The organism is Mycoplana sp. ABR4_002 (assembly GCF_056159645.1).
In genome coordinates, this window is sequence record NZ_JBSWVO010000001.1 from 3,904,502 (window position 1) to 3,929,532 (window position 25,031).

The window sequence follows — 25,031 nt, forward strand, 5'->3', positions numbered from 1 at the left end:
CGGTCGGTACGGCAGTTGACAAGCCGCGCGTCCTGCTCCACCTGAAGGGCGGAACATCCCGGTAGAACTGTCACAATCTGCCGGTAAGACGCCGCCTGCAGATCGGGCCAAAGAGGCTACCATGTCCTTCTCCTTCGATTTCGAACCCAAGCCGCGCCGCCAGTCCGTCGGCGTCGACGTCGGCGGCGTCATCGTTGGCGGCGGCGCGCCCGTGGTGGTGCAATCGATGACCAACACCGACACGGCCGACGTCGACGCCACGGTGGCGCAGGTGGCCGCGCTCTTCCGCGCCGGCTCCGAGATCGTCCGCATCACCGTCGACCGCGACGAGAGCGCCGCAGCCGTGCCGAGGATCCGCGAGCGGCTGCTGCGGCTCGGGATGGACGTGCCGCTCGTCGGCGACTTTCACTATATCGGCCACAAGCTGCTCGCCGACCATCCGGCCTGCGCCGAGGCACTGGCGAAGTACCGCATCAACCCGGGCAATGTCGGCTTCAAGGCCAAGAAGGACAGGCAGTTCGGCGCCATCATCGAGACGGCGATCCGCCACGACAAGCCGGTGCGGATCGGCGTCAACTGGGGCTCGCTCGACCAGGAGCTGCTGACACGGTTGATGGACGAGAACCAGGAGAAGGGCTTTCCGCTCGCGGCCCAGCAGGTCATGCGCGAGGCAATCTGCCAGTCGGCGCTGCTTTCGGCGGAACTGGCCGAGGAGATCGGCCTGCCGCGCAACAAGATCATCCTCTCGGCCAAGGTCAGCAACGTGCAGGATCTGATCGCCGTCTACGCGATGCTGTCCGCACGCTCCGACCACGCCCTGCACCTCGGCCTCACCGAGGCGGGCATGGGCACCAAGGGCATTGTCGCCTCGTCCGCCTCGCTCGGCATCCTGATGCAGCAGGGGATCGGCGACACGATCCGCATCTCGCTGACGCCAGAGCCCGGCGGCGACCGCACCCGCGAGGTGCAGGTGGCGCAGGAACTGCTGCAGGTCATGGGCTTCCGCCAGTTCGTGCCGGTCGTTGCCGCCTGCCCCGGCTGCGGCCGCACCACCTCGACGGTGTTCCAGGAACTGGCGCAGAAGATCCAGGACGACATCCGCAAGAACATGCCGGCCTGGCGCGAGAAGTATCCGGGCGTGGAGGCGCTGAAGGTCGCCGTGATGGGCTGCATCGTCAACGGACCGGGTGAGAGCAAGCACGCCGACATTGGCATTTCGCTGCCCGGCACCGGCGAACTTCCCGCCGCCCCCGTTTATATCGACGGCAAGAAGGCGATGACCCTGCGCGGCAGCAATATTGCCGGCGAGTTCGAGGCGCTCGTCGCCGACTATATCGAGCAGCGCTTCGGCCAGGGCCAGGCGGCGGCGGAGTAGCCACGGCCGCGATCGCCTGGCGAAACCTAAGGACGCAGCGCGTCGGCGCCCTCGATGGCGTGCTCGAACTCGCGGAACGGGCGCAGCCGGAAGGGCGCATCTTCAACTCTCGCCGCAACAATGCGGTCGCAGCGAAAGCTCCGGACCGCGTCCCGCGCATGGTCCCAGCCGATCACGTACCAGATCGGATAGTTCAGCAGCAGCAATTGTGGCTCGATCGTGCGCGCGGAGCGCCTGCCTTCGCCATCCATATAGTCGATCTGCAGACACCGCAGTTCGAGGAACGCCTCGAACAGGCCGTCAATGCCGTCCCCCTCCACCCGCGTCTCGAATCCCTGCAGCACGGCGGCCGAGGCATGCCGGCCCACCAGGATTCGGCTGCGCAAGCCGTCGATCCGGTCTCGAAGCGCGACGGAGAAAGAAGCCGCGAGCTTGCGCCGGATCGACGAGAGGTTGGCGATCAGCCAGGGCGAGCGAAGCTGCTCGGCGATGGCGAGGCTGACCAGAAGGTCCACCGCCTCGCGGTAGTTGAGGTTGAGCCGGCCAACGCCCCAGTTCCGCTGCAGTCGGATTCCGCCGCCGCGTCCCCTGTCGGCCTCGACCATCAGGCCGCGGTCGCGCAACAGTGCGATGTCGCGCGCCAGCGTCCGCGCGCTCACGGCGAACTCGGCCGCCAGTGCGCCGACGGTCATCGCCTCCCCGGCGGTGAGGCGGCTGGCGAGCAGGTCAAGACGGTCGAGGCGACGATAGGTCGAGGCACGTGTCATGCGTTTAATATGACACAAAATGACTTATTAAACCCTATCAATGTGGCCGCAACCCATGCGACATAAGGAGCACACCATGGCCCACACGATCATCGAAATGGCCGCCATCAAGCTGAAGCCGGGCGTCGACCAGACGGCGCTCATCGCGGCTTCCGACACCTTTCAGGAAGGCTTCCTGAAGAACGTAGACGGATTCCTGCGCAGGGAACTGCTGCGGCTGAACGAAAGCGAATATCTGGATGTCGTGCACTGGCGCTCCAGAGCAGACGCCGATGCGATGATGGCGAAGGCCTCCCGCTCGCCGGAATGCGCGGCCTATTTCTCCGTCATGGACATGGACACGGGGAACCCCGAGGACGGCGTCCGACACTATTCGTCGCTGGCCACTTACGGTTGACGGCGGCAACCAGAGCGCCGCCGCCGGTGAGAGCAGAGCCGTCCGCGCGACCTCGTCGCGCGGACGGCCCCAGCAACATGTTCCGGGCGAACAGTCAGATCCGCGCCGTCAGCAGTTTGAAACCGGCCAGAGAGAAGAAAACCGCCATCGCCCCCTCGATGATGCGCCGGGAGCGCAGGTATGCCCGGTGAACCGGGGCGAGCGAGAATACCAGCGCGAAGCCGACGAAGGTCGTAAGCCCGATCGCCATGCAGCCCGCAATGAAGACCGCCATCGTACCTGTGGGTGCGCCGGCCGGCATGCCGAGCGACGTCATCATCATCCAGGCGAAGATCGCCTTCGGATTGGTCAGGTGGATGCCGACGCCCTTGAGATACTGCCGCCGCGGAGAAAGCACCGGCTGCGGCTGGCCGGCCGCGTAGCTCTCGCCCTTGCGCATTGCCGAGCGCAGCGCATTCCAGGCCAGCCAAAGCAGATAGAGGCCGCCGGCGATCTTCAGCACGACGATGGCGTGCCCGTAGGCGCGGATCAGCGCCGTCAGGCCCGAGGTTGTCATCAGCGCCCAGAAATACGAGCCGGTGAGGACGCCGAGCGCCAGCGACAGGCCGGCCTTGCGCCCCTGGCTGACCGACGTGCCGATGATGGCCAGGATCGCCGGCCCCGGCGAGGCGGTTGCGATCAGGTAGGCCGTCCAGCCGACGGCAAGCTGTGGCAGATAGGGCAGGATGTCATGCATGGGGCGGTCCCGGGCTGAGTGCGCGGCTGCAAGTACGCGTCGACACCATAGAACAACGGGCCGGCAACAGGGAAGGCCCTCCCGCAGCCGGCGATGTCACCCGTCCCGGGCGCCTCAGAGGATCTCTTCCAGCGCCGCGATCAGCCGGTCGCATTCTTCCGGCGTGCCGATGGTGATCCGCAGGAAGTCCGAGATCCGCGGCCTGGCGAAGTGGCGCACGAGCACGGCGCGATCGCGCAGTCCCCGGGCGAGGTCCGCACCGCTGTGGCCCGGATGGCGGGCGAAGACGAAGTTCGCCTGCGACGGCAGCACCTCGAACCCGCGCTGGCGCAGCGCGCCGGTGACGCGGGCGCGCGAATCCATCACCTTCTGCCGCGTCGCATCGAACCAGTCGACATCCTCGATCGCGGCCGTGGCACCGGCCTGGGCGATGCGGTCGAGCGGATAGGAGTTGAAGCTGTCCTTTACCCGCTCCAGCGCCTCTACCAGTGGCCGCTGGCCGATCGCGTAGCCGACGCGCAGCCCCGCGAGCGACCGCGACTTCGACAGCGTATGGACGACGAGGACGTTCTCATACCTGCGGGTGAGCGGCAGCGCACTTTCGCCGCCGAAATCGACATAGGCCTCGTCGATCACCACCGGTTGGTCCGGGTGCTCCGACACCAGTTGCTCGATCTGCGCCAACGACAGGCCGATACCGGTCGGGGCGTTCGGGTTCGGCAGGATGATCGCGCCGCAGGGGCGGCGATAGTCGGCGACGTCGATGGTGAAGTCGTCCTTCAGCGGCACCTCGACCGCATCGACGCCGTAGAGCCCGCAATAGGTCGGGTAGAAGCTGTAGGTGATGTCGGGGTAGAGCAGCGGCTGGTCGTGCTTGAGCAGTGCGCAAAAGACATGCGCCAGCACCTCGTCCGATCCGTTGCCAACAAACACCTCGTCCGCGGTGACGCCATGGGCTGTGGCAATTGCCTGGCGCAGCACAAGCGCGCTCGGGTCGGGATAGAGCCGAAGGCTTTCCGCCACTGCCGCCTGCATCGCGGCGACCGCCTTTGGCGATGGGCCGTAGGGGTTTTCATTGGTGTTGAGCTTGACGAGATTGGAGATGCGCGGCTGCTCGCCGGCGACATAGGGTTTCAGCGTCGAGACGACGGGCGACCAGTATTTGCTCATCGATCAGTTCCTGCGGTTGGCGACGAAGCGCGCGGCTTCGACCAGGATGCCGGCCCGCTCGCCGAAGGGCGCCAGCAGGTCCTCGGCCTGGCCGACCAGCTCGTTCAGCCGGGTTTCGGCCCAGGCCTGCCCCCTGCGCGCGACCAGGGTTCCCTTGCCGCGCGCCGCGTCCTTGCCGGTGGCCTTGCCCAGCGTCTGCGCGTCCGCGGTCAGGTCGAGAAGGTCGTCGGCCAGTTGAAACGCCAGGCCGATGGTCTCGCCGTAGCGGCGCAGCAGGCCGCGTTCCGGCTGGTCGGCACCGGCGATGATCGCCCCGGCTTCGCAGGCGAAGCGGATGAGGGCACCGGTCTTCATCGCCTGCAGCGTCACAATGGCCGCCTCGCCCGGGGCGGTCTTCTCCGCCGCCAGATCCAGCGCCTGGCCGCCGGCCATGCCACCCAGCCCGGCAGCGCGCGCCAGCGCCAGCACCAGCTCCGTCTTGGTTCGGTCGGCAAGCGCGGTATCCGGCGCGGCAAGGATGTCGAAGGCGAGTGTCAGCAGGCTGTCGCCGGCCAGGATCGCCGTCGCCTCGTCATAGGCCACGTGCACCGTCGGCTGGCCGCGCCGCAGCGCGTCGTCGTCCATCGCGGGCAGGTCGTCGTGCACCAGCGAATAGCAATGCACGCATTCAAGCGCCGCCCCGACGCGCAGGGCCGCGGGAGCAAATCCGTCGCCGAACAACGCGGCCGCTTCGATCACCAAAAAGGGGCGCAACCGCTTGCCACCGTTCAACACCCCATGGCGCATGGCCGCCAGCAGGCGCTCGGGCCGCGCAATCTCACCGTCGCCCGCGTCCGCAGACAGAAGCTCAGCAAGTGCCGCCTCGACCATGAGCGCATTCGTCTTCAGACGCTGCAAAAAGGGATCAGACAGGGTCGTCATGCCCGCTCTTTGGCACGCGCCGTGGCGATAGGCAACGGCGAAGCAGGTCTTCGGACCATCAAACGCCGGCAAAGTTCGACGCAACCATTGGCAAACCGGGCTTCAGGACGGTAAGAAGGCGCGGAACGGCGACACCAGGACACCGGCCCCTTGGAAATAGCACCGGAAACACGCGTTGAGGCAAGACCCGATGCCAGCCATATGGATGCCACGCCAGGGAAAGCCGGCGGGGACGGCGGCGTGATCGGGCGTCTGCGGCGCGGCTGGCGCAACGCGGCGATCGCAGTGCTCACGCTGCTGGCGGCCCCCTACCTGCTCATCCCGGTCTATGCCGTCGGCTCCGTCCATCCGGTCTCCACGCTGATGCTGCGCGATCTCGCCCTGCTGAAGGGCTACGACCGGCAGTGGGTTTCCTTCGACGACATCGCCCCCGTTCTCGTGCAGTCCGTGATGATGTCGGAAGACGGCCAGTTCTGCCGGCACGGCGGCGTCGACTGGGGCGAGATGCGCGGCGTGGTCAACGACGCGCTCGAGGGCGAGCCCACGCGCGGCGCCAGCACCATCCCGATGCAGACCGTCAAGAACCTCTATCTCTGGAACGGGCGCTCCTTCGTCCGCAAGGCGCTCGAGCTGCCTCTGGCCGTCACCGCCGACTTTGTCTGGAGCAAGAAGCGGCTGATGGAGATCTATCTCAACGTCGCCGAATGGGGCCCCGGGATCTACGGCATCGAGGCCGCAGCCCGGCATCATTTCGGCGTGCCCGCCAAGAAGCTGTCCCGTCGGCAGTCGGCGCTGCTCGCCGTCTCCCTGCCCAATCCGATCGAGCGCAACGCCGGCAAGCCCGGGCGCGGCCTGAAGCGCCTCGCCGGCGTGATCGAGCGACGCGCCAGCCGCTCCGGCGAATACATCAAATGCCTTTATGATTGAGTTCAGGCCTTTTCATTTGGCGACGGGCGGGCGGGCCGATAGGGTCGCCGCCGCTTCCGGCCTCAAGGGAACCTCCATGTCCGACCTCGTCCTCTACATCGGCAACAAGAACTATTCGTCATGGTCCTTCCGCCCCTGGATCGCCATGGAGGCAGCCGGGATCCCCTTCACCGACCGGGTCATTCCCTTCGACTTCGCCGCGGGCAATCCCACCTTCAGGGAGCTTTCGCCGACCGGGCGCGTGCCGGTGCTGCACCACGGAGCGGTGCGGGTGTGGGAATCGCTCGCCATCATCGAGTATGTCGCCGAGCTTCGTCCCGAGGCCGGCATCTGGCCGGGCGACCGCGCGGCGCGCGCCGAGGCCCGCTCTGTATCCATGGAGATGCTTTCCGGCTTCCGGGCGCTGCGCAACGCCTGCCCGATGAACATCCGCCGGCCGCAGCGCGCCATCGACCTGCCGGAGGGCGTGATGGCCGACGTCGCGCGCATCGAGACGATCTGGCGAGAAGCGCTGCGGCGCTGGGGCGGCCCCTTCCTCTTCGGCGCCTTCTCCGCCGCGGACGCGATGTTTGCGCCGGTCGTCAACCGGTTCCACACCTACCGGCTCACCTTCGATCATGGCTCGCTTGCCTACATGGACCGCGTCATGGCCCACCCGGCCTGGAAGAAGTGGGAGGCGGCGGCGCTGGCCGAGCCCTGGATCGTGCCGGAAGACGAGGCCTGAGGCGGGCTCGCAGCCCAGTTCGCAAGCCGTTATAGTCCGCCAGAGGAGGACCGATGATGGCCGAGACGACGATCCGCCTGGCGCAGTCCGAGGCCGACTACCGGGCCTTCCTCGAACTGATCGGCGAGTACACCGACTGGTGCCGTAGCCGCTATGCGGCGGACGGCTGGTTCGTCGAGGCCGCCTTCGGCCATCAGTCGCTGGGTGCCGAGCTCGAGATGCTTCCCGCCATCTACGGTCCGCCGAACGGCCGGACGCTGCTGGCAACGTCCGGCGAGGCGATCTGCGGCGCCTGCGCCTTTCGGCGGCTGTCCGAGGATGCCTGCGAGATGAAGCGCCTGTTCGTCCGGGTCCGTTTCCAGGGACAGGGCCTCGGACGGAGACTGGCGCAGGCCGCCATGGCGGCGGCACGCGGTGAGGGCTACAAGATCATGCGCCTCGATACGGCGAACCGGATGGCAGAGGCGATCGCGCTGTACCGCGCGCTGGGCTTCCGCCCCTGCCCGCCCTACCACCTTTATCCCGAGCCGCTGATGCCCTACATGCTTTTCATGGAGAACGCGCTCGACGGCACCGCGGGGCCGGATGGCTGAAGGTCTGGGCGGACCAGTTCCCGCCGGCGGACCGCCTCCATCGCTGCCGCGGAAAAAATGCGGCGGGGGACTGGTCAAGCGGGGCGTTGCCATGTATAAGCCCGCGAAATTTCCGAGATAGATACACGTCTCTTTCGGCCACTGTCACTGGCCATGGATGTGTTTGCCCGTTCAGTGGAGTAGTGAAATGGCTGTACCGAAAAGAAAAACGAGCCCGTCCAAGCGCGGCATGCGCCGCTCCGCCGACGCCCTGAAGGCTCCGACCTACATCGAAGACAAAAACTCCGGCGAGCTGCGCCGCCCGCACCATGTCGACCTGAAGACCGGCATGTACCGCGGTCGCCAGGTGCTGACGCCAAAGGAAGGCGCATAACCTCTTTCGGTGCGCGCGAATTGAGAATGGGCCGGCATCGACCGGCCCATTTCTTTTGACGCTTCTGCGCCTGGACCCTTTGCCGGCCCTCAGCCCAGATTGTCGAGCTTCGACTGCAGCGCGCGAAGCTGCTCCTTCAGATCGTCGATGTCCTTTGCCTCGGCCTTCTTCGTCTCTTTCGGCTGCGGCGCGCTCATGAACGGCGAGAACATCTGCATCGCCTTGTGGAACATCTCGGTGTTGCGCCGCACCTGCTCCTCCACCATCTGCATCGGCACCTGCAGGTTCTTGCCAAGCGGCGTGTCGCCGAAGGCCTTGTTGATCTGCTCGCGCATCTGCGCCTGCTGGTCGGTGAAGGCCTGCATCGAGTGCTCGAGATAGCTTGGAACGACCATCTGCATCTGGTCGCCGTAGAAGCTGATCAGCTGTCGCAGGAACGAAATCGGCAGCAGCGTGTTGCCCGTCTTCGACTCCTGCTCGAAGATGATCTGCGTCAGCACCGAGTGGGTGATATCCTCGCCGGTCTTGGCGTCCTGGACGACGAAGTTCTCCCCCTTCTTCACCATCACCGCAAGATCGTCGAGAGTTACATAGGTGCTGGTCCCGGTATTGTAGAGCCGCCGATTGGCGTACTTCTTGATCGTGATCTGACCGTCGTTCTTGGCCATCTGGGTCTCCTCATCCCCTCATTTCCAACCGCTCCCTGGTGAAGCGAGTATCCGCAAAAACGCTGCCGTTTCAAATGAATTGTGCATTGCGGCGGAAATTGCTGCGCAATAAATCCGCCGCACCGCGACCACCCGGGGCAGGCGCCTCTGGGCGGAGCGACAAGGCGTTTGACTCTCCCCCGAAGCTTTGCCAGTTTGGCCTTGAGACGGTTGTCGCAGGACCGCCCCGGTCGCCTGCGGCACCCCCCATCGGGATCCTGGACGGGCCGGCAGCGCTCCTCCGGGAACAGAGGAGCGAGGAACATCCCATGAGCACCCCGTCGATCGTCATCGCCAGCGCGGCCCGCACCGCCGTCGGCTCCTTCAACGGCGCCTTTGCCAACACCCCGGCGCACGAGCTCGGCGCGGCGGCGATCGCCGGCGTCCTCGAGCGGTCCGGCGTGTCCGCCGCCGAGGTGGACGAGGTGATCCTCGGCCAGGTGCTGCCGGCCGGCGAGGGCCAGAACCCGGCCCGCCAGGCGGCGATGAAGGCCGGCGTCCCGCAGGAGAAGACCGCCTGGGGCATGAACCAGCTCTGCGGCTCGGGCCTGCGCGCCGTGGCGCTCGGCATGCAGCAGATCGCCACCGGCGATGCCAATATCATCGTCGCCGGCGGCATGGAGTCGATGTCGATGGCGCCCCATTGCGCCCACCTGCGCGGTGGCGTGAAGATGGGCGACATGAAGATGATCGACACGATGATCAAGGATGGCCTGACCGACGCCTTCTACGGCTATCACATGGGCGTCACCGCCGAGAACATCGCCAGGAAGTGGCAGCTGTCGCGCGAGGAGCAGGACGTCTTTGCCGTCGCCTCGCAGAACAAGGCCGAGGCTGCGCAGAAGGAGGGCCGGTTCAGGGACGAGATCGTTCCCTTCACCGTCAAGACCCGCAAGGGCGACATCGTCGTCGACAACGACGAGTACATCCGCCACGGCGCCACCCTTGACGCCATGACCAAACTGCGGCCCGCCTTCGACAAGGACGGCACGGTGACCGCCGCGAACGCATCCGGCCTCAATGACGGCGCCGCCGCCGCCCTGCTGATGAGCGAGGCGGAAGCGGCCCGCCGCGGCATCCAGCCGCTCGCCCGCATCGTCTCCTGGGCCACCGCCGGCGTCGACCCGCAGGTCATGGGTACCGGCCCGATCCCGGCCTCGCGCAAGGCGCTGGACAAGGCCGGCTGGAAGATCGCCGACATCGACCTCGTCGAGGCGAACGAAGCCTTCGCGGCGCAGGCCTGCGCCGTCAACAAGGACCTCGGCTGGGACCCGGCCATCGTCAACGTCAACGGCGGCGCGATCGCGATCGGCCATCCCATCGGCGCCTCCGGCGCGCGCGTGCTCAACACGCTCCTGTTCGAGATGAAGCGCCGCGGCGTATCCAAGGGTCTGGCGACGCTTTGCATCGGCGGCGGTATGGGCGTGGCCATGTGCGTCGAGCGCCTGTAGGCCTCCACTTACAGGGCCGGCTCCTGCCGGCACGCGCATTCCGGGAGCGCCGCGTTCGCGCGGCCCCCGACCCAAAGAAAAGATTGTCCAAGGGGAGGTGCACACATGAGCAGGGTAGCATTGGTCACGGGCGGCACGCGCGGCATCGGCGCGGCCATTTCGATCGCGCTCAAGCAGAAGGGCTACAAGGTCGCCGCCAACTACGCCGGCAACGACGAGGCCGCCAGTGCCTTCAAGGCAGAGACCGGCATCGCCGTCTACAAGTGGGACGTCTCCAACTACGAGGCCTGCGTCGAGGGTGTCGCGAAGGTTGAGGCCGATCTCGGGCCGGTTGAGGTGCTCGTCAACAATGCCGGCATCACGCGCGATGCCATGTTTCACAAGATGACACCGCAGCAGTGGGGCGAAGTGATCGGTACCAACCTCACCGGCCTGTTCAACATGACCCATTCGGTCTGGGGCGGCATGCGTGACCGCAGCTTCGGACGGGTGATCAACATCTCCTCGATCAACGGCCAGAAGGGGCAGATGGGCCAGGCGAACTATTCCGCCGCCAAGGCCGGCGACCTCGGCTTCACCAAGGCGCTTGCCCAGGAGGGCGCCGCCAAGGGGATCACCGTCAACGCGATCTGCCCGGGCTATATCGGAACCGAAATGGTGCGTGCCGTCCCGGAAAAGGTGCTGAACGAGCGCATCATCCCGCAGATCCCGGTCGGCCGCCTTGGCGAACCGGAGGAAATCGCCCGCTGCGTCGTGTTCCTCGCGGCCGACGACGCCGGTTTCGTCACCGGCTCGACCATCTCGGCCAACGGTGGCCAGTTCTTCGCCTGACCGCGCCACGCGTCGAGGCGAAATCATCGGCACGGCCGCGATCGGTTGATCGCGGCCGTGCCCTTTACGGAAGGCCTGGCCATCCTATATGGGGCTCCGCAACGCCAGCGCAGGGCAAGAGCATGCAGTTTTCCGGAACAGCCGACTACGTCGCCGACAAGGACCTGATGGTTGCCGTAAACGCGGCGATCCGGCTCGAGCGCCCGCTGCTGGTGAAGGGCGAGCCCGGCACCGGCAAGACCGAACTGGCGCGGCAGGTCGCGGCCGCCCTCGGCCTCGATCTAATCGAGTGGAGCGTCAAGTCGACCACCAAGGCCCAGCAGGGCCTCTACGAATACGACGTCGTCTCGCGCCTGCGTGACAGCCAGCTCGGCGACGGGAAGGTCAACGACGTTCGCAACTACATCCGCAGGGGCAAGCTCTGGCAGGCCTTCGCCGCGCCGCGAAAGACGGTGCTGCTCATCGACGAGATCGACAAGGCCGACATCGAGTTCCCGAACGACCTGCTGCAGGAACTCGACCGGATGGAGTTCCACGTCTACGAGACGGGCGAGACGGTTTCGGCGGTCAACCGGCCGATCGTCATCATCACCTCCAACAACGAGAAGGAACTGCCGGACGCCTTCCTCCGCCGCTGCTTCTTCCACTACATCCGCTTCCCCGACGCCGAGACTCTGTCGCGCATCGTCGAGGTGCACTATCCGGGCATCCGCAAGGCGCTGCTGTCGGCCGCCCTGTCCGTGTTCTTCGACCTTCGCGAGACCCCGGGTCTGAAAAAGCGGCCGTCGACCTCCGAAGCCCTCGACTGGATCCGGCTGCTCGTTGCCGACGAGGTCGAGCCGGCCGACCTGCGCAGCGATCCGAAGACCATGCTGCCCAGGCTCCACGGCGCCCTTCTGAAGAACGAACAGGACGTGCACCTGTTCGAGCGGCTGGCGTTCATGGCGCGGCGCGAGGGATGAGGCGGCGACGGCGCGCCGGAATTGATTTTCGCGCGCGCAGGCGCTATCTAGGATGCCTTCGTGGTGATTTGGCCGGCCGGCTTGCAGCCACGTAAAACAAGTCGCTAAAGGGCCGCGAGAAGAACCTTCCGTGGACCGGTCGCGACAAAGTCGCCGCCGGTCTTTTGTTTTTGTCGAGTGAGCCATGCCCATCAAGATCCCAGATACGCTGCCCGCCTTCGAGACCCTCGTGCACGAGGGCGTGCGGGTGATGACCGAGACGGTGGCGGTCCGGCAGGACATCCGCCCGTTGCAGATCGGGCTGCTCAATCTCATGCCGAACAAGATCAGGACCGAAATCCAGATGGCCCGCCTCGTCGGCGCCTCGCCGCTGCAGGTGGAGCTGTCTCTGGTGCGCATCGGCGCCCACCGGGCAAAGAACACCTCGGAGGACCATCTGCTCGCCTTCTACGACACCTGGGAGGAGATCAGCCACCGCAAGTTCGACGGCTTCATCATCACCGGCGCCCCGATCGAGACGCTTGCCTACGAGGACGTCACCTACTGGGACGAGATGAAGCGGATCTTCGACTGGACCGATACCCACGTCCATTCGACGCTGAACGTCTGCTGGGGCGCGATGGCCGCGATCTACCACTTCCACGGCGTTCCCAAGTACACCCTTGACGAGAAGGCGTTCGGCGTCTTCCGCCACCACAACCGCAATCCGTCGTCGGTCTTCCTCAGCGGCTTCTCCGACGATTTCCAGATTCCGGTCTCGCGCTGGACGGAAGTGCGGGCCGAGGACATCCGCAAGCGCCCCGGCCTGGAGATCCTGATGGAATCGGACGAGACCGGCGTCTGCTTCGTGCAGGAGAAGGCGGGAAAGCGGCTCTATGTCTTCAATCATGTCGAATACGACTCGACCTCGCTGGCCGAGGAATACTTCCGCGATGTCGATGCCGGTGTCCCGATCAAGATGCCGAGCAACTACTTCCCCCACAACGATCCGTCGATCGCCCCCTTGAACCGCTGGCGCAGCCATGCCCATCTTCTGTTCGGCAACTGGATCAACGAAATGTACCAGACGACGCCATACGACCTGGAGAGGATCGGTTCGGAGGGATGAGCGGATGCACGGCCTCGTAGTCAGACCGCTGGCGTCGGACGACGCGGACGATTGGCGCCGGCTGTGGACCGCCTATCTCGCCTTCTACGAGACCGTCCTGCCCGAGGCGATCTTCCGCTCCACCTTCGCCCGCCTCACCGGCGAGGGCAGCAATGAGAGTGCGGGCCTCCTCGCCGTCCTCGACGGAAGGCCGGTCGGCCTCGCCCACTACCTGTTCCCACCGGTCCTGCTGGACGATCGGCAATGTCTGCTACCTGCAGGATCTCTATGCCGATCCTGCGGTGCGCGGCACGGGCGTCGGCCGGGCTTTGATCGAGGCGGTCTATACCAGGGCCGCGGCGGCCGGCGCGCCGGAGGTCTACTGGATGACGCAGGAGTTCAACGCCACCGCTCGCCGGCTCTATGACCGGATCGCCGTCAAGACGCCCTTCATCGTCTACCAGAAGAACGTCTGACCCCATGTTCGTTTCCTTCTTCCTCGCGCTCCGGGCGGCGCAGGTTCCCGTGACGCTCCGGGAGTTCCTGATGCTGCTTGCCGGCCTGGAGGCGGGAGGCGCCGGTTTCGACGTCGAGGCCTTCTACTACCTCGCCCGCAGCACGCTGGTGAAGGACGAGCGCTTCATCGACCGCTTCGACCGTGTCTTCGCGCAAAGCTTCGGGGGCGTCGAGGCCGTGTCCGGGACCGGGACCGCCGCGATCGAGGGCCGGATCCCGGCCGAATGGCTGGAGAAGCTTGCGGAAAGATACCTGACGGACGAAGAAAAGCGGCTGGTGGAAGACCTTGGTGGCTTCGACCGGCTGATGGAGACGCTACGCCAGCGCCTGGCCGAGCAGAACGGCCGGCACCAGGGCGGGTCCAAATGGATCGGCACCGCAGGAACGTCGCCGTTCGGCGCCTTCGGCTACAATCCTGAAGGGGTGCGCATCGGCCAGGACGTTTCCCGCCACCGACGCGCCGCCAAGGTCTGGGACCGGCGCGAATTCAGCGACTACGACGACAACGTCGAACTCGGCACCCGCAACATCAAGGTCGCGCTGAAGCGGTTGCGGCGCTGGGTCCGCGAGGGCGCGGCCGAGGAGGTCGACCTGCCCGGCACCGTCCGCTCTACCGCGCAGCACGGCTATATCGACGTCGTGACCCGGCCCGAGCGCCGCAACGCCGTCAAGCTCCTGATGTTCTTCGATGCCGGCGGCTCGATGGAATCCCATGTCCGTACGGTCGAGGAACTGTTCTCGGCGGCCCGCGCCGAATTCGGCCTGATGGAGCACTTCTACTTCCACAACTGCATCTACGAGGGCGTGTGGCGGGACAATCGCCGCCGGCGCGCCGACGTCACGCCGACGCCGGAGCTGATCCGCACCTACGGCAGCGACTACCGCGTGATCTTCGTCGGCGACGCGGCCATGAGCCCCTATGAGATCACCCATGCCGGCGGCTCCGTCGAGCACTGGAACAGGGAGGCCGGCGCCGTCTGGCTGTCCCGCCTCACCACGCATTTTCCCCGCGCGGCGTGGCTCAATCCGGTCAGCCAGGGCCATTGGCGCCACACCCAGTCGATCGCGCTGATCCACCGGCTGATGGACGGGCGCATGTTCCCGCTGACGCTGTCGGGCCTGCAGGCGGCGACCAGGGAACTGTCACGCTGAAGGCGCCGGGACGCCGCCCTGAAAAAGTATGATCTTTCGGATTGCCCCGGGCCGGGTTTTGCCGCAGGTTGCGGAGCGGCCGCAGGGAGGCCGGGAGGGTCAATCGGTGAATGCGGAAAATGAACTGTTCGGCCGGCTTGCAACGGGAGAGCCGGTCTATCGGGTCGCGCTTTCGGGCGGCGGGCTGACGGCCAGGGTCATTACCTGGGGCGCCGTGATCCAGGACCTGCGCCTCGACGGTCATCGGCCGCCGCTCGTGCTGGGCTTCGAGCAACTGGCGGACTACCTCGCCCACTCGCCCTATTTCGGCGCCACGCCCGGCCGCAACGCCAACCGCATCGGCGGCGGGCGCTTCGCCCTCGATGGCACGACCTACCAGCTCGAACGGAACGAGCGCGACCGGACCCATCTCCACGGCGGCAGCGACGGCACGGGCCGGCGCAACTGGGAGGTCGTCGAACAGTCTTTCGACCGCGTGATGCTGCGCATCGTCGATCCGGCCGGTCGCGCCGGCTATCCCGGCACCTGCACCATCACCTGCTGCTACCGGCTTTGCGACGACGGCACCCTGTCGGTGGTCTATGAGACGATCACCGATGCGCCGACGATCGCCAATGTCTGCCAGCACAGCTATTTCAACCTCGACGGCACCGGCGACGCGCTCGGGCACGACATCATGGTCGCCGCCGACCACTACCTGCCGGTGGACGAGGACCTGATCCCGACCGGCGAGGTCCGCGCCGTCGATGGCACGCCCTTCGACCTGCGCAAGTTCACGCCGATGCGCAGGCAGACCGAGCCAACGGGGGTTCCCTTCGACCACAATTTCTGCCTGTCCGCCGCGCGCCGCGGCAAGACGGCGGTTGCCCGTGCCCGTAGCGCCGCCTCCGGCCTTTCGATGGAGGTGCGCACGACCGAGCCGGGGGTCCAGCTCTATACCGGCGCCAAGATCGCCGTGCCAGTACCCGGGCTCGAGGGGCGACGGTACCGCCCCTATTCCGGCTTCTGCCTGGAGACCCAGGCATGGCCGGACGCGGTCAACCACCCGCAGTTCCCCGCGGCCGTGCTGCGCCCGGGCGAAACGCTGCGGCAGGAGACCGACTACGTGTTCAGCAGGGACTGAGCGGCATCGCCGGCTGCCGCCAACGCATCGAAGGGAGACGATCATGACCAAGCAGACAGTGGGTTTCATCGGCCTCGGCCTCATGGGCCAGGGCATGGCGGCGAACATCTTGGCCAAGGACTACCCGCTGGTCGGCATGGCGCATCGTAACCGCGCCCCGCTCGAAGCACTGCTTTCCAGGGGTGCGACCGAGGCGAAGTCGCCGCGCGCGATGGCGGCGGGCTGTGACGTGATCGTGCTGTGCGTCACCGGCTCGCCCCAGGTGCTCGACGTCGTCGAGGGCGGTGACGGCATCGCCTCCGCGGGTCGGCCGCTGACCATCATCGACTGCTCGACCTCCGACCCCTCCGTCACGACCGCGCTGGCGGGGCGACTGGCGGAGAAGGGCATCACCCTGCTCGACGCGCCGCTCGGGCGCACGCCGGCCGACGCCGCCGCCGGCACCCTCGACGTCATGGTCGGTGGCGCCGACGCTGACGTCGAACGCATCCGCCCGATCCTCGACTGCTTTGCCGGCCGCGTGATCCACACCGGTCCGACCGGCACCGGGCACACGATGAAGCTGCTCAACAATTTCCTGTCGATGGGTTATGCGGCGCTCTATTCGGAAGCCCTGATGCTCGGCCGCAAGGCGGGGCTGACGCCGCAGACCTTCGACAGCGTGATCCGCGGCGGTCGGATGGATTGCGGCTTCTACCAGACCTTCTTCCGCTGGGTGCTGGAGCGCGATCCGAACGCCCACAAGTTCGCGATCCGCAACGGCTTCAAGGACATGAGCTACCTGTCGGCCTTCGCCAATGCGGAAGGCGCGGCGAACCTGATGGGCGCGGCCGTGCGCAACAGTTTCGCGCTCGCGGTCGGCGCCGGTCGCGGCGAGGACTACGTGCCGATGTTGTCAGATTTCGTGGCGGAGGCGAATGGGCTCAAGTAGGGCGACGGGCCCCGACGTCTCGGCGGAAAATCCTCATCGATCCTTCCCGTAGACGGTCTGGTCCGCTGATCCGGCTTGGCATTGCTGGGGGTGCCCCTTGAAAGGTGGCTTCGCTCAAGCTTGAGCCGTCCGCCATTACAGTCATGCGGGCGTCCATTTTCTCGAGGGTGAGCCAGGACAGCCAGGTCAAGTCTAGCAGGGTTCGCTGCGGTGGCTGAATGACGGTGACCTTGCGGTGCCTTGCCTCCTGTTCCGCACCGGGCGAATACGACCATTTCCTTGCCGAAACACAGAAGCCAAGGCTTGCGACATCTTGGAAGAATGGAACGGGTGCAGCGATCAATCGCTCAACCCCGTTTCGGGTTGAAGCGACCTAAGCCGTGGTCACCATCTTGCGAAGCTGGCCAAGGATCGACACCAGCTTGTTCCCGTCGCGTTTCAGCGCCGCCAACTTGGTTTCGGCCTCGGATTGCTCGAGCGCCAGCATGGTTCGGTCGGCCTGGCGCGAACGGATAGACAATGTTCGAATGAGCAGAATCCATTGCCCGTTCTGCTCGACCGTTACCTTGACGATCCCGTGGCATAACAAGGTTCGAAACGCCTCATAATTTTCGCGGTACTGTGAAAGTTCCGGGAGGGCATGTCTGCCAGCGTCCTCAAACGGGCCGTCAAGACCGATCGCCACAGCCAAGTCTTCGAATCGTTGCCCTATGAGATGACACAGGCGGATAGAGGGTTCGCCCGGTGTCGTGGCGCTCAACGTAAGCAGTGTTTCTGTCACGGCCGCTTCGACCGTGGAGAAATGGTGCAGGCAGGCACCGCGCCAAGAGTTGACCTCCGAGAAGATCGCGGTCCAGTTAATGGATTTCTGCGGTGTTCCTGGTTGATCGAAGGTAACGGCCATCCATTTTTGATAGAATAATCACGTTAAGCATCGGATAACGGGCCGACAGTGCTTTATTCTGGCTTCGAAAAACTACCGGCTATGCAGAGCCAAAAACGGTCCGAGAGCTGAACGTTACCATGGCGCCACGACCTCACATCGCCCAAGCGAGCCTGCAGCCATGCGGTAACCGCGCCAGAAACACAAAAGCCCCGGCGAACCGAGGCTTGCGGCATCTAAGGAAGAATGGAGCGGGTGAAGCGATTCGAACGCTCGACCCCAACCTTGGCAAGGTTGTGCTCTACCCCTGAGCTACACCCGCTCATCGTCGACGGCCTGGGGTAGTCGGTGGCCGAAGGTCGCTGCGTCGCGGCGACGGGCGCTATATGGCCTAAGCGATTTTCAAATGCAACAGGGAAATGACGAGTTTGTCGAGAAATTTTCCCCGCCGTCGGGGAAAGCCTGAAAAGCCGGGCGATGGCGCGTCCTGACCTCGGCATGTCGCCGGTTGCCTCCCGGCCCGACAGGCCTTAAGCAACCCTGCAGCGATCCGCGACGGCGGACGGGGTGCACTTCAAGAAGCGGGAACGGACATGGACATGCAGCAGGATCAACAGCAGCCGAAGACCGACACGGAACTCTTCGCCTTCCTCGACAGCCTCGGCATCAGGCACCAGACGAAGGACCACCAGCCCGTCTTCACCGTCGCCGAATCGGTGGCGCTGCGCGACGAGATCCCAGGCGGCCACACGAAGAACCTGTTCGTGAAGGACAAGAAGGACAAATACTTCCTGCTGACCGTCGAGGAAAACGCCACCGTCGACCTGAAGATGGTGCACGGCGTGATCGGTGCGGCCGGCCGGGTCTCCTTCGGCAAGCCGGAGAAGCTGATGGAATATCTCGGCGTCATTCCCGGCGCGGTCACCGCCTTCGGCGCCATCAACGACACCGGGCTGAACGTCAGGGTGATCCTCGACGCGGACCTGATGCGCCACGACATCGTCAACGCCCATCCGCTGCGCAACGACGCCACCACGTCGATCGCCGCCAAGGACCTGCTGCGCTTCATCGAGGCAACCGGGCACGAACCGCTTGTCTTGAAAGTAACCTCCTGACATACGATCTTCTGGCGAAATCCACTGATGCCGGGCCGGGCCCGCTGGAGACGACGATGAGCGACAATCCCTATGCGACCTCGTTTGGCGGGCAGATGAACGCCTCCATCAACTTTGGGGACACGCCGGAGGCCAACCTGGTCAAGGACACCACGACGGCGGGCTTTTCCAAGGACGTGATCGAGGCGTCGCGCCAGCAGCCGGTGCTCGTCGATTTCTGGGCGCCCTGGTGCGGCCCCTGCAAGCAGCTCACCCCGGTGATCGAGAAGGTGGTGAAGGAAGCCGCCGGCCGGGTGAAGCTCGTCAAGATGAACATCGACGACCATCCCTCGATCGCCGGCCAGCTCGGCATCCAGTCGATCCCGGCCGTGGTCGCCTTCGTCGACGGCCGGCCCGCCGACGGCTTCATGGGGGCGCTGCCCGAAAGCCAGGTGCGCGCATTCATCGACAAGATCGCCGGCCCGGCCGGCGCCGACCGCAAGGCCGAGATCGAGGCCGCCCTCGCCGAGGCGAAGGCGATGCTGGAGCAGAAGGACATCGCCGGCGCGGCCGATCTCTTTGGCGCGATCCTGCAGGCGGATCCGGAAAATGCCGCGGCGCTGGCCGGCATGGCCCAGTGCATGATCGCCGCCGGCGAGGAAGACCGCGCCCGTCAGGCGCTCGCCTCGATCGGCGAGGAGCTGGCCAAGGATCCTGCGATCATGGCGGTCCGGAAGCAGCTCGACCAGATCGCGGAAGCCCGCAAGCTCGGCGATCCGACGGCGCTGGAGCAGGCGCTCGCCGCCGATCCCGACGACCACGCCGCCCGCCTCAAGCTCGCCAAGATCCGCAACGTCGAAGGCGATCGTCAGGCGGCCGCCGACCACCTGCTCACGATCATGCGGCGCGACCGTGGTTTCGAGGACGATGCGGCGCGGCGGGAACTGGTGCAGTTCTTCGAGGTCTGGGGCCCCAAGGATCCCGCCACGGTCGAGGCGCGGCGCAAGCTTTCGTCGATCCTGTTTTCCTGATCACCTCGCCGGCGCATCTTGAGAATCGTGCGCCAAACCCCATTTGAAGGTGGATTGCGGCGCCGCGCGCCAGCACCCGGGCGCCGCTGGACAAAACGGGGAAGGCGATGAAATGCATGTCGGGAATGCGCGTTATCTGAAGCCGGAGGACCTGCCTGGGGTCATTCCGGTGTTTCCGCTCACGGGCGCCCTGCTCCTGCCGGGGGGACAGCTTCCGCTCAACATCTTCGAGCCACGATATCTGGCCATGTTCGACGACGCGCTCGCCGGCGGCCGGCTGATCGGCATGGTCCAGCCGGTCTTCGGCGACCATGTCGTATCCGATCCGTGCTCGGAGGCGCCGGCGCTGTGCCAGGTCGGCTGCCTCGGCCGCATCACCTCCTTCGCGGAGACCGGTGACGGGCGCTACATCACCTCGCTCACCGGGGTCTGCCGCTATCGGCTGATCCACGAGGTCCGCACCGGCGACGCCTACCGCTCCTTCAAGATCGCGCCCTTCATCAGCGACCTGTCCGGCGCCGACGACGAGCGCGGCGTCGACCGTGAGGCGCTGCTGTCGGCGTTCCGCGCCTATCTCGACGCCAACAAGCTGGAGGCCGACTGGGACAGCGTCGAACGCGCCAGCAACACCACCCTTGTCAACTCCATGTCGATGATGTCGCCCTACGGTCCTGCCGAGAAGCAGGCGCTGCTCGAGGCCCCGGACCTGAAGACCCGCGCCGAAACGCTGATCGCGATCACAGAGATCGTGCTGGCGCGCGACTTCGGCGACGTCGACAGCCGGCTGCAATAGGACGCCCATGGACAAGGAGATGCACAAGGTCGACCCGAAACTGCTCGAATTGCTGGTCTGTCCGCTGACCAAGGGCAGGCTGAGCTGGAAGGCGGACACCCAGGAACTGGTGTCCGAGCGCGCCAAGCTCGCCTATCCGGTCCGCGACGGCATACCGATCATGCTGGTGTCGGAAGCGCGCGAACTGCAGGACTGACCGCCCGGCTTCAGATCGGCTCGCCGACCAGCATGCGCGGCTGATCGCGGCCCGCCAGCCCCTCGGCCTGGCGGATGAAGAAGGATTTCAGCGCCGGCAGCCGATCGACGATGCCGAGCCCCAGGTCGCGGACGACGCGGACCGGCGTGATGTCGTTCGAGAACAGCCGGTTGAGGACGTCCGTCGTCACCCCCATGCGGAACGTGTCGAACCGCCGCCACGTCTCGTAGCGCTCCAGCACCGCCAGCGAACCGATGTCCTGGCCGAGGCGATCGGCCTCGACAATGGTCTCCGCCAGCGCGGCGACATCCTTGAAGCCGAGATTGAGGCCCTGGCCGGAAATCGGGTGGATGCCGTGCGCGGCATCGCCCGCCAGCGCGAAACGCGGCGCGACGAAGGCGCGGGCAAGCGTCAGGCCGAGCGGGAACGCCTTGCGGCCGCCGACCACTTTCAGCGCGCCGAGCTTGTGCCCGAAGCGCCGTTCCAGCTCCTCTTCGAACACCAGATCGTCGGCCTCGAGCAGGCGGTTTGCGTCCTCGGTCCGCTCGGTCCAGACCAGCGAGGAGCGGTTGCCCTTCATCGGCAGCGTGGCGAACGGGCCGGCGGGCAGGAAATGCTCCTCGGCCGTCCCCTCATGCGGGCGTTCGTGCTCGACGGTCGCCACGATGCCGGACTGGCCGTAGTCGAAGCGCACGGTCTTGATATTGGCGGCGTCGCGCAATCTCGAGCGCACGCCGTCGCAGGCGACGAGCAGGCGCGCCCGGCGGCTCTCGCCGTTCGACAGCTTGACCTCGGTGGCGAACTGGTCGGTCGAGAACCCCTCCGCCGCGGTTTGCCAGTGGATGGGAATACCGAGCCGTTCGGCCGCCGCCAGCAGGCTGCCGGTCACGGCCCGGTTCGGCACCATGTGCGCGAATGGGGTGCCGGCGTCGGCCGCGCCGGCGCCCTCGAAGGTCAGGAAGACGGGACGCACGGGGTCGGCGGCACGCGAATCGGTGATCACCATCCGCCTTATCGGCTCCGCTTCCGGCGCGATCTGGTCCCAGACGCCGAGCACGTCGAGAAGGTTGCGGGCGGCCGCGACGAGGGCCGACGCCCGCTCATCGCGCCTCCACGCCTCGGCGGGCGCGCCGTCCACCAGCTCGACGCGAAGGTGCGGCGCCGCCTTCTTCACCGCCACGGCCAGCGACAACCCGACGTATCCGCCGCCGGCCACAAGCATGTCGGTCATCGCGCTTCTCCCGCACCTTGAGCTACACAGTCAGTCTATATAGATGACAGCAAACAAGTTTCCTACCGCGGGAGAATGTCCAAATGTCGCGACCGGCCGAGACACCCACGCCCATGGACGCACTGTTGTCGACGCTCGACCTCGAGCCGCTCGAGATCAACCTTTTCCGCGGCCGCAGCCCGCAGGTCGGCTGGCAGCGGGTGTTCGGCGGCCAGGTGATCGCGCAGGCGCTGGTGGCGGCGAGCCGTACGGTCGGCCAAGACCGCTTCGCCCATTCGCTCCATGCCTATTTCGTCCGGCCGGGCGACCCGGCCATACCGATCCTCTACGACGTCGACCGCGTCCGCGACGGCGCCTCCTTCACCACCCGGCGCGTCATCGCCATCCAGCACGGCAAGCCGATCTTTTTCATGACCGCGTCGTTCCACTTCGACGAGGACGGCTTCGACCACCAGATCCCGATGCCGGACGTGCCGCCGCCCGAACAACTGGCCGTCGAGGCGATTCGCGAACGGCTTCTGGCCGGAGCGCCCAAGGTCGTCCGCGACTACTGGGAGCGGCCGCGGCCGATCGAACTGCGCCCGGTGGAACTGACCCACTATCTGTCGCCGGAAAAGCTGTTGCCGCGCCAGAACATCTGGGTACGCACGATCGCTCCGGTTCCCGACGACCGCCATCTACAGGCAGCCATCCTCGCCTACGTCTCCGACATGACGCCGCTCGATACCGCGCTGTTCGCCCACGGCACCTCCGTCTTCGACCGCGCGCTGCAGGTGGCCAGTCTCGATCACGCCATGTGGTTCCACCGCCCCGTGCGCATGGACGACTGGCTGCTCTATGCCCAGGACAGCCCGTCCGCCTCGGGCGCGCGCGGGCTGACCCGCGGCAGCCTCTTCAGCCGCACGGGCGAGCTTGTCGCCTCCGTGGCGCAGGAAGGGTTGATCCGTAAAAAGGCAACTGATTAAAATTAGTGCAAAAATCTTTTTCAGCTTATTTTTTGTTCATTTTCAGTGGCGCCCGCACTGAGCCCACCGTGCGAAGCGAATAACGTCCTTTTATTACAACAAGTTATGACGAGACCTCGAATCTGGCACGCCCCTTGAATGTGTAGGGTCCGGCGGCTGCAGCCTGTTTGTCTGCGGCAGCGTGGACAAGCACGAAGGATGGGAACCAGATGAAAATAGTGATGGCCATAATCAAGCCGTTCAAGCTCGATGAGGTGCGGGAAGCCCTCACCGCAGTGGGAATCCAGGGCCTGACCGTGACCGAAGTCAAGGGTTATGGGCGCCAGAAGGGGCACACGGAAATCTACCGCGGCACCGAATATGCCGTGAGTTTCCTGCCGAAACTGAAGATCGAAATCGCCGTACCGACCGAGACGGTCGACAAGGCCGTCGAGGCAATCGCGGTCGCTGCGAAGACCGGGCAGATCGGCGACGGCAAGATCTTCGTCTACTCGATTGACCATGCCGTGCGCATCCGTACCGGCGAAACCGATTCCGAAGCGCTTTAAGAAACGGCAGACCAGGGAGCATAACCTATGTCATCACTCAGCATTTCCAACATGTTTGCCCGCGCGGGCGCTGCCACGGCAGCCATTCTTGCCCCCGTCGTGGCCTTTGCGCAGGAGGCCGCGCCGGCGGCAGCGGAGGCCGCAGCAGCAGCCCCTGTGCCGGACAAGGCCGACACCGTTTTCATGTTCCTCTCCACCTTGCTCGTCTTCTTCATGCTGATCCCCGGCCTCGCCTTGTTTTACGGCGGCCTTGTCCGCGCCAAGAACATGCTGTCGGTGCTGATGCAGTGCACCGTCATCGGCGCCATGATGATGATCGTCTGGGTGTTCTACGGCTACTCGTTCGCCTTTGGCGGTTCGACCAGCCCTTATTTCGGTGGCTTCGGCAAGGTCATGCTGGCCGGCGTGTCGCTGGAGAGCATGTCGGATACATTCTCCGAGGGCGTGGTCATCCCGGAATACCTGTTCATGCTGTTCCAGATGACTTTCGCCGCCCTCACCCCGGCCCTGATCATCGGCGCCTTCGCCGAGCGCATCAAGTTCGCCGCCGTCGTCCTCTTCACGCTGCTCTGGGCCACCTTCGTCTACTTCCCGGTCGCCCACATGGTCTGGGACGCCAACGGCCTGATCTTCAACATGGGCGCGCTTGACTTCGCCGGCGGCACCGTCGTTCACATCAACGCCGGCGTGGCGGGCCTCATCGGCGCCATCATGGTCGGCAAGCGCACCGGCTTCGGCAAGGACATGATGGCACCGCACTCCATGACGCTGACGCTCGTCGGTGCCGCCATGCTGTGGTTCGGCTGGTTCGGCTTCAACGCCGGCTCCAACCTCGAGGCCTCGTCCGGTGCCGTGCTTGCCACCGTCAACACCTTTGTCGCAACGGCCGCCGCCATCCTCGCGTGGTCGCTCGCGGAGACCTTTGTCCGCGGCAAGGCCTCGCTGCTTGGCGCCGCGTCGGGCATGATCGCCGGCCTCGTCGCTGTCACCCCGGCGGCCGGCTCGGTCGGGCCGATGGGCGCGATCGTGCTCGGCCTGATCGTCTCCCCGGTCTGCTTCTTCTTCGTCTCGGTGGTGAAGAACAAGTTCGGCTACGACGACACGGCCGACGTCTTCGGCGTCCATGGCGTGGGCGGCATCATCGGCGCGCTCGGCACCGGCATCTTCACCGCGCCGGGGCTTGGTGGCGCGGGCGGCGAGGACTTCTCGATCGCCTCGCAGTTCATGACGCAGTTGACCGCCGTCGTCATCACCATCGCCTGGTGCGGCATCGTCTCGATCATCCTCTACAAGGTGGTGGACGTGCTCATCGGCCTGCGCGTCACGGTCGAGAGCGAGCGCGAAGGGCTCGACCTCTCCGCTCACGGCGAGGCCGCGTACCACGCCTGACGGCTTGCGGCGGCGGTCCTGCCGCCGTCCTTCCTCCCGTTGCGGCAGGGCATCGCCCGTGCCGCATCTGCCCGGGCCCCGGCCCGGGCTTTTTTCGTCCCGGCGGGCTCCATCCGCCATCTAACGACGCGCCGGTGCACCATGGTTAACACGCCATT

At 65.9% G+C, this 25,031-nt stretch carries 27 protein-coding genes, 1 tRNA gene, 1 pseudogene and 1 riboswitch; of the genes and pseudogenes, 21 read left to right on the top strand and 8 right to left on the bottom strand.

Annotated features, from left to right (window positions below):
• The first annotated feature begins 121 nt into the window (after positions 1–121).
• Positions 122–1,375, top strand: a complete 1,254-nt coding sequence (ispG, locus tag ACXAGF_RS18625; RefSeq protein ID WP_475018860.1) for a flavodoxin-dependent (E)-4-hydroxy-3-methylbut-2-enyl-diphosphate synthase — start codon at positions 122–124, stop codon at positions 1,373–1,375.
• Between the two features lie 26 nt (positions 1,376–1,401).
• On the opposite strand, the gene ACXAGF_RS18630 is transcribed toward ispG, so the two are convergent.
• The gene (locus ACXAGF_RS18630; RefSeq protein ID WP_475018861.1) at positions 1,402–2,142 is read right to left on the bottom strand and encodes a helix-turn-helix transcriptional regulator; all 741 of its coding nucleotides are present in this window, start codon (positions 2,140–2,142) and stop codon (positions 1,402–1,404) included.
• 76 nt (positions 2,143–2,218) lie between these two features.
• On the opposite strand from ACXAGF_RS18630, the gene ACXAGF_RS18635 reads away from it, so the two are divergent.
• Positions 2,219–2,539: an antibiotic biosynthesis monooxygenase family protein gene (locus ACXAGF_RS18635; RefSeq protein WP_475018862.1), complete on the top strand. Its 321-nt coding sequence runs from the start codon at positions 2,219–2,221 to the stop codon at positions 2,537–2,539.
• A gap of 94 nt (positions 2,540–2,633) precedes the next feature.
• Here the strand turns inward: ACXAGF_RS18635 and ACXAGF_RS18640 are convergent, their stop codons facing one another.
• The 3 genes from ACXAGF_RS18640 to ACXAGF_RS18650 all read right to left on the bottom strand — a co-directional run bounded on the left by ACXAGF_RS18640 (position 2,634) and on the right by ACXAGF_RS18650 (position 5,366).
• Positions 2,634–3,275, bottom strand: coding sequence for a LysE family translocator (locus ACXAGF_RS18640; RefSeq protein WP_475018863.1), 642 nt, complete (start codon positions 3,273–3,275; stop codon positions 2,634–2,636).
• A gap of 114 nt (positions 3,276–3,389) precedes the next feature.
• Positions 3,390–4,445 carry a histidinol-phosphate transaminase gene (gene hisC, locus ACXAGF_RS18645; protein ID WP_475018864.1) on the bottom strand — a complete coding sequence of 352 codons (1,056 nt, stop codon included), beginning with the start codon at positions 4,443–4,445 and terminating at the stop codon, positions 3,390–3,392.
• 3 nt (positions 4,446–4,448) lie between these two features.
• On the bottom strand, positions 4,449–5,366 hold the full coding sequence (locus ACXAGF_RS18650) for a polyprenyl synthetase family protein (protein WP_475018865.1): 918 nt from the start codon (positions 5,364–5,366) through the stop codon (positions 4,449–4,451).
• Positions 5,367–5,567: 201 nt separating this feature from the next.
• On the opposite strand from ACXAGF_RS18650, the gene mtgA reads away from it, so the two are divergent.
• From mtgA to rpmF, 4 genes are all read left to right on the top strand, one after another.
• Positions 5,568–6,293: a monofunctional biosynthetic peptidoglycan transglycosylase gene (gene mtgA, locus ACXAGF_RS18655; RefSeq protein ID WP_475019345.1), complete on the top strand. Its 726-nt coding sequence runs from the start codon at positions 5,568–5,570 to the stop codon at positions 6,291–6,293.
• Between the two features lie 76 nt (positions 6,294–6,369).
• Entirely contained in the window at positions 6,370–7,017 is a 648-nt protein-coding gene (locus ACXAGF_RS18660; protein WP_475018866.1) for a glutathione S-transferase family protein, read from the top strand.
• Positions 7,018–7,073: 56 nt separating this feature from the next.
• Positions 7,074–7,610 carry a GNAT family N-acetyltransferase gene (locus tag ACXAGF_RS18665; protein ID WP_475018867.1) on the top strand — a complete coding sequence of 179 codons (537 nt, stop codon included), beginning with the start codon at positions 7,074–7,076 and terminating at the stop codon, positions 7,608–7,610.
• Positions 7,611–7,797: 187 nt separating this feature from the next.
• Positions 7,798–7,983 carry a 50S ribosomal protein L32 gene (gene rpmF, locus ACXAGF_RS18670; protein ID WP_475018868.1) on the top strand — a complete coding sequence of 62 codons (186 nt, stop codon included), beginning with the start codon at positions 7,798–7,800 and terminating at the stop codon, positions 7,981–7,983.
• Between the two features lie 89 nt (positions 7,984–8,072).
• Here rpmF and phaR read toward each other — a convergent pair whose 3' ends face one another.
• Positions 8,073–8,651 (bottom strand): polyhydroxyalkanoate synthesis repressor PhaR, encoded by a 579-nt coding sequence (gene phaR, locus ACXAGF_RS18675; RefSeq protein ID WP_475018869.1) that lies wholly within the window; start codon positions 8,649–8,651, stop codon positions 8,073–8,075.
• A 308-nt stretch (positions 8,652–8,959) separates the two neighbouring features.
• On the opposite strand from phaR, the gene ACXAGF_RS18680 reads away from it, so the two are divergent.
• The 8 genes and pseudogenes from ACXAGF_RS18680 (at position 8,960) to ACXAGF_RS18715 (ending at position 16,743) form a co-directional block, all read left to right on the top strand.
• Complete coding sequence (locus ACXAGF_RS18680; protein ID WP_475018870.1) at positions 8,960–10,141, top strand: acetyl-CoA C-acetyltransferase; 1,182 nt, start codon at positions 8,960–8,962, stop codon at positions 10,139–10,141.
• Positions 10,142–10,246: 105 nt separating this feature from the next.
• A complete protein-coding gene (phbB, locus tag ACXAGF_RS18685; RefSeq protein WP_475018871.1) occupies positions 10,247–10,972 on the top strand; it encodes an acetoacetyl-CoA reductase in 726 nt (241 codons plus the stop codon).
• Between the two features lie 122 nt (positions 10,973–11,094).
• Positions 11,095–11,934: an AAA family ATPase gene (locus ACXAGF_RS18690; RefSeq protein WP_475018872.1), complete on the top strand. Its 840-nt coding sequence runs from the start codon at positions 11,095–11,097 to the stop codon at positions 11,932–11,934.
• Between the two features lie 50 nt (positions 11,935–11,984).
• Positions 11,985–12,062, top strand: a riboswitch (SAM riboswitch).
• A gap of 56 nt (positions 12,063–12,118) precedes the next feature.
• Complete coding sequence (gene metA / locus ACXAGF_RS18695) at positions 12,119–13,042, top strand: homoserine O-acetyltransferase MetA (RefSeq protein WP_475018873.1); 924 nt, start codon at positions 12,119–12,121, stop codon at positions 13,040–13,042.
• Positions 13,043–13,046: 4 nt separating this feature from the next.
• Positions 13,047–13,497 (top strand): annotated as a pseudogene (locus tag ACXAGF_RS18700) (N-acetyltransferase family protein).
• 4 nt (positions 13,498–13,501) lie between these two features.
• Complete coding sequence (locus ACXAGF_RS18705; RefSeq protein WP_475018874.1) at positions 13,502–14,689, top strand: vWA domain-containing protein; 1,188 nt, start codon at positions 13,502–13,504, stop codon at positions 14,687–14,689.
• Positions 14,690–14,795: 106 nt separating this feature from the next.
• Entirely contained in the window at positions 14,796–15,812 is a 1,017-nt protein-coding gene (locus tag ACXAGF_RS18710) for an aldose epimerase family protein (protein WP_475018875.1), read from the top strand.
• Positions 15,813–15,855: 43 nt separating this feature from the next.
• Positions 15,856–16,743 carry an NAD(P)-dependent oxidoreductase gene (locus ACXAGF_RS18715; RefSeq protein WP_475018876.1) on the top strand — a complete coding sequence of 296 codons (888 nt, stop codon included), beginning with the start codon at positions 15,856–15,858 and terminating at the stop codon, positions 16,741–16,743.
• 373 nt (positions 16,744–17,116) lie between these two features.
• Here ACXAGF_RS18715 and ACXAGF_RS18720 read toward each other — a convergent pair whose 3' ends face one another.
• A complete protein-coding gene (locus ACXAGF_RS18720; protein WP_475018877.1) occupies positions 17,117–17,647 on the bottom strand; it encodes a hypothetical protein in 531 nt (176 codons plus the stop codon).
• A 226-nt stretch (positions 17,648–17,873) separates the two neighbouring features.
• Positions 17,874–17,948: transfer RNA gene (locus ACXAGF_RS18725), tRNA-Gly, on the bottom strand.
• A gap of 277 nt (positions 17,949–18,225) precedes the next feature.
• Here ACXAGF_RS18725 and ACXAGF_RS18730 point away from each other — a divergent pair.
• The 4 genes from ACXAGF_RS18730 to ACXAGF_RS18745 all read left to right on the top strand — a co-directional run bounded on the left by ACXAGF_RS18730 (position 18,226) and on the right by ACXAGF_RS18745 (position 20,740).
• A complete protein-coding gene (locus ACXAGF_RS18730; protein WP_475018878.1) occupies positions 18,226–18,741 on the top strand; it encodes a prolyl-tRNA synthetase associated domain-containing protein in 516 nt (171 codons plus the stop codon).
• Between the two features lie 56 nt (positions 18,742–18,797).
• Complete coding sequence (gene trxA, locus ACXAGF_RS18735) at positions 18,798–19,751, top strand: thioredoxin (RefSeq protein ID WP_475018879.1); 954 nt, start codon at positions 18,798–18,800, stop codon at positions 19,749–19,751.
• Between the two features lie 112 nt (positions 19,752–19,863).
• Positions 19,864–20,544 carry an LON peptidase substrate-binding domain-containing protein gene (locus tag ACXAGF_RS18740; protein ID WP_475018880.1) on the top strand — a complete coding sequence of 227 codons (681 nt, stop codon included), beginning with the start codon at positions 19,864–19,866 and terminating at the stop codon, positions 20,542–20,544.
• Between the two features lie 7 nt (positions 20,545–20,551).
• Positions 20,552–20,740 carry a Trm112 family protein gene (locus tag ACXAGF_RS18745; RefSeq protein ID WP_475018881.1) on the top strand — a complete coding sequence of 63 codons (189 nt, stop codon included), beginning with the start codon at positions 20,552–20,554 and terminating at the stop codon, positions 20,738–20,740.
• Positions 20,741–20,750: 10 nt separating this feature from the next.
• Here the strand turns inward: ACXAGF_RS18745 and ACXAGF_RS18750 are convergent, their stop codons facing one another.
• Positions 20,751–21,971 carry a ubiquinone biosynthesis hydroxylase gene (locus tag ACXAGF_RS18750; protein ID WP_475018882.1) on the bottom strand — a complete coding sequence of 407 codons (1,221 nt, stop codon included), beginning with the start codon at positions 21,969–21,971 and terminating at the stop codon, positions 20,751–20,753.
• Positions 21,972–22,054: 83 nt separating this feature from the next.
• On the opposite strand from ACXAGF_RS18750, the gene tesB reads away from it, so the two are divergent.
• From tesB to ACXAGF_RS18765, 3 genes are all read left to right on the top strand, one after another.
• Entirely contained in the window at positions 22,055–22,936 is an 882-nt protein-coding gene (tesB, locus tag ACXAGF_RS18755) for an acyl-CoA thioesterase II (RefSeq protein WP_475018883.1), read from the top strand.
• Between the two features lie 209 nt (positions 22,937–23,145).
• A complete protein-coding gene (locus ACXAGF_RS18760) occupies positions 23,146–23,484 on the top strand; it encodes a P-II family nitrogen regulator (protein WP_475018884.1) in 339 nt (112 codons plus the stop codon).
• Between the two features lie 27 nt (positions 23,485–23,511).
• Entirely contained in the window at positions 23,512–24,873 is a 1,362-nt protein-coding gene (locus ACXAGF_RS18765; protein WP_475018885.1) for an ammonium transporter, read from the top strand.
• The last annotated feature ends 158 nt before the right edge of the window (positions 24,874–25,031 follow it).

What these genes read in the sequence shown, in the direction of transcription:
- ispG (WP_475018860.1), top strand. Translation starts at nt 122, where the DNA reads ATGTCCTTCTCCTTCGATTTCGAACCCAAGCCGCGCCGCCAGTCCGTC.
- ACXAGF_RS18630 (WP_475018861.1), bottom strand. Translation starts at nt 2,142, where the DNA reads ATGACACGTGCCTCGACCTATCGTCGCCTCGACCGTCTTGACCTGCTC.
- ACXAGF_RS18635 (WP_475018862.1), top strand. Translation starts at nt 2,219, where the DNA reads ATGGCCCACACGATCATCGAAATGGCCGCCATCAAGCTGAAGCCGGGC.
- ACXAGF_RS18640 (WP_475018863.1), bottom strand. Translation starts at nt 3,275, where the DNA reads ATGCATGACATCCTGCCCTATCTGCCACAGCTTGCCGTCGGCTGGACG.
- hisC (WP_475018864.1), bottom strand. Translation starts at nt 4,445, where the DNA reads ATGAGCAAATACTGGTCGCCCGTCGTCTCGACGCTGAAACCCTATGTC.
- ACXAGF_RS18650 (WP_475018865.1), bottom strand. Translation starts at nt 5,366, where the DNA reads ATGACGACCCTGTCTGATCCCTTTTTGCAGCGTCTGAAGACGAATGCG.
- mtgA (WP_475019345.1), top strand. Translation starts at nt 5,568, where the DNA reads ATGGATGCCACGCCAGGGAAAGCCGGCGGGGACGGCGGCGTGATCGGG.
- ACXAGF_RS18660 (WP_475018866.1), top strand. Translation starts at nt 6,370, where the DNA reads ATGTCCGACCTCGTCCTCTACATCGGCAACAAGAACTATTCGTCATGG.
- ACXAGF_RS18665 (WP_475018867.1), top strand. Translation starts at nt 7,074, where the DNA reads ATGGCCGAGACGACGATCCGCCTGGCGCAGTCCGAGGCCGACTACCGG.
- rpmF (WP_475018868.1), top strand. Translation starts at nt 7,798, where the DNA reads ATGGCTGTACCGAAAAGAAAAACGAGCCCGTCCAAGCGCGGCATGCGC.
- phaR (WP_475018869.1), bottom strand. Translation starts at nt 8,651, where the DNA reads ATGGCCAAGAACGACGGTCAGATCACGATCAAGAAGTACGCCAATCGG.
- ACXAGF_RS18680 (WP_475018870.1), top strand. Translation starts at nt 8,960, where the DNA reads ATGAGCACCCCGTCGATCGTCATCGCCAGCGCGGCCCGCACCGCCGTC.
- phbB (WP_475018871.1), top strand. Translation starts at nt 10,247, where the DNA reads ATGAGCAGGGTAGCATTGGTCACGGGCGGCACGCGCGGCATCGGCGCG.
- ACXAGF_RS18690 (WP_475018872.1), top strand. Translation starts at nt 11,095, where the DNA reads ATGCAGTTTTCCGGAACAGCCGACTACGTCGCCGACAAGGACCTGATG.
- metA (WP_475018873.1), top strand. Translation starts at nt 12,119, where the DNA reads ATGCCCATCAAGATCCCAGATACGCTGCCCGCCTTCGAGACCCTCGTG.
- ACXAGF_RS18705 (WP_475018874.1), top strand. Translation starts at nt 13,502, where the DNA reads ATGTTCGTTTCCTTCTTCCTCGCGCTCCGGGCGGCGCAGGTTCCCGTG.
- ACXAGF_RS18715 (WP_475018876.1), top strand. Translation starts at nt 15,856, where the DNA reads ATGACCAAGCAGACAGTGGGTTTCATCGGCCTCGGCCTCATGGGCCAG.
- ACXAGF_RS18720 (WP_475018877.1), bottom strand. Translation starts at nt 17,647, where the DNA reads ATGGCCGTTACCTTCGATCAACCAGGAACACCGCAGAAATCCATTAAC.
- ACXAGF_RS18730 (WP_475018878.1), top strand. Translation starts at nt 18,226, where the DNA reads ATGCAGCAGGATCAACAGCAGCCGAAGACCGACACGGAACTCTTCGCC.
- trxA (WP_475018879.1), top strand. Translation starts at nt 18,798, where the DNA reads ATGAGCGACAATCCCTATGCGACCTCGTTTGGCGGGCAGATGAACGCC.
- ACXAGF_RS18740 (WP_475018880.1), top strand. Translation starts at nt 19,864, where the DNA reads ATGCATGTCGGGAATGCGCGTTATCTGAAGCCGGAGGACCTGCCTGGG.
- ACXAGF_RS18745 (WP_475018881.1), top strand. Translation starts at nt 20,552, where the DNA reads ATGGACAAGGAGATGCACAAGGTCGACCCGAAACTGCTCGAATTGCTG.
- ACXAGF_RS18750 (WP_475018882.1), bottom strand. Translation starts at nt 21,971, where the DNA reads ATGACCGACATGCTTGTGGCCGGCGGCGGATACGTCGGGTTGTCGCTG.
- tesB (WP_475018883.1), top strand. Translation starts at nt 22,055, where the DNA reads ATGTCGCGACCGGCCGAGACACCCACGCCCATGGACGCACTGTTGTCG.
- ACXAGF_RS18760 (WP_475018884.1), top strand. Translation starts at nt 23,146, where the DNA reads ATGAAAATAGTGATGGCCATAATCAAGCCGTTCAAGCTCGATGAGGTG.
- ACXAGF_RS18765 (WP_475018885.1), top strand. Translation starts at nt 23,512, where the DNA reads ATGTCATCACTCAGCATTTCCAACATGTTTGCCCGCGCGGGCGCTGCC.